The sequence below is a fragment of the Streptomyces sp. WELS2 genome (assembly GCF_013870595.1).
Classification (GTDB): domain Bacteria; phylum Actinomycetota; class Actinomycetes; order Streptomycetales; family Streptomycetaceae; genus Streptomyces.
The window spans coordinates 1-1303 of record NZ_JACBWZ010001261.1 but is presented as its reverse complement, the minus strand read 5'-3'; the positions used below and the strand labels follow the sequence as shown (position 1 = coordinate 1303).

Below are 1303 nucleotides of genomic sequence, written 5' to 3'. Positions count from 1 at the left end.
CGCGGGCGATGACCGGCCTGAGCAGGGCCTTGCTGGGCATGCAGGCCCAGTACGAGCACTCGCCGCCGAGCAGTTCGCTCTCCACGACGGCGGTGGTCAGCCCGGCCGCCCGGGTCCGGTCGGCGACGTTCTCGCCCACCGGTCCCGCTCCGATCACCACGACGTCGTACGTGTTCGATTCCGTTTCCGTCATGGGGTCAGTCTGGTGGGTGGTGTGCGCCGCGGCCACATGGGTATGCGCGCGGAACACCGGCGCGCGCGGCTGGAATAGGCGGCCCGGCGGCCGTGTTTGCGCCGTCGGCACACCCCACACCAGGAAGAGGGAATCAGGCCATGACCAGCACGGTGGAACTGACCAAGGAGAACTTCGACGAGACGGTCTCCGGGAACGAGTTCGTTCTGATCGACTTCTGGGCGTCCTGGTGCGGGCCGTGCCGGTCGTTCGCGCCCGTGTACGAGCAGGCGGCCGAGGAAAACCCGGACCTGGTGTTCGGCAAGGTGGACACCGAGGCGCAGCCGGAGCTGGCCGCGGCCTTCGAGATCCGGTCGATCCCGACGCTGATGATCGTCCGCGACCAGGTCGCGGTCTACGCCCAGCCGGGCGCCCTGCCCGCACCGGCCCTCGCGGACCTGATCAAGCAGGCCCGCGCGCTGGACATGGACGAGGTCCGCAAGAGCGTCGCCGCCCAGCAGGGCCGGGACCCTCAGTAGACCCCCGGTGCGGCTCGGGTCAGCTGGACTCGCGCCGTACCACGGAGGCCCCCAGCACGGTGTGCGTCCCGGGCTCGCCGCCGGGGTCGCGCACCGCGCGGTCGACCAGCTCGGCGAGGCCGCGCGCGGAGGGCAGTTCGATGTGCACGGTGCTGAGCCGGGGCCGCAGCAGCCGCCCGAGCATCAGGTCGTCGGCGCCGACCACGGCGACGTCCTCGGGGATGCGTATGCCGTCGTCCTGGAGGGCCCGCATCAGCAGCATGGCGTACTCGTCGTTGTAGGTGAAGACGGCGTCCAGGCCCGACTCGGGCCAGCGGGCGGCGAGTTCGGCCGCGGCCTCCTCGGTGTAGGCGAGCGGCAGCTCCGTGACGGTGGCGTCCGTGCCGTGCAGCGCCTGGCGTACGCCGGCCAGCCGGGGCCGCGCGTAGGTGTCGAGGCCCGGCTCCTCGGGCATGACGACACCGATCCGGCGCCGGCCCCGTCGGCGCAGGTGGGCGCCCGCGCAGTAGCCGACGGCCTGGTGGTTCATGAGCACGGCGTCACCGAGGTCAACGAGGACGTCGTCAACGACCCGTCGCTGGTGAACTCGGCC

At 72.0% G+C, this 1303-nt stretch carries 3 protein-coding genes; 1 reads left to right on the top strand and 2 read right to left on the bottom strand.

What is annotated here, in order from left to right; translation table 11 throughout:
- Window positions 1-193 (bottom strand): FAD-dependent oxidoreductase (locus tag H5J33_RS35550; RefSeq protein ID WP_181798763.1); only part of this gene is annotated, 193 nt, incomplete at its 3' end.
- Window positions 194-333: 140 nt separating this feature from the next.
- Between H5J33_RS35550 and trxA the strand changes: the two genes are divergently transcribed.
- A complete protein-coding gene (gene trxA, locus H5J33_RS35545; RefSeq protein WP_181798762.1) occupies window positions 334-711 on the top strand; it encodes a thioredoxin in 378 nt (125 codons plus the stop codon).
- Between the two features lie 19 nt (window positions 712-730).
- On the opposite strand, the gene H5J33_RS35540 is transcribed toward trxA, so the two are convergent.
- Window positions 731-1303, bottom strand: a 573-nt coding sequence (locus tag H5J33_RS35540) for a substrate-binding domain-containing protein (protein WP_181798761.1), incomplete at its 5' end; no start/stop codon positions are given.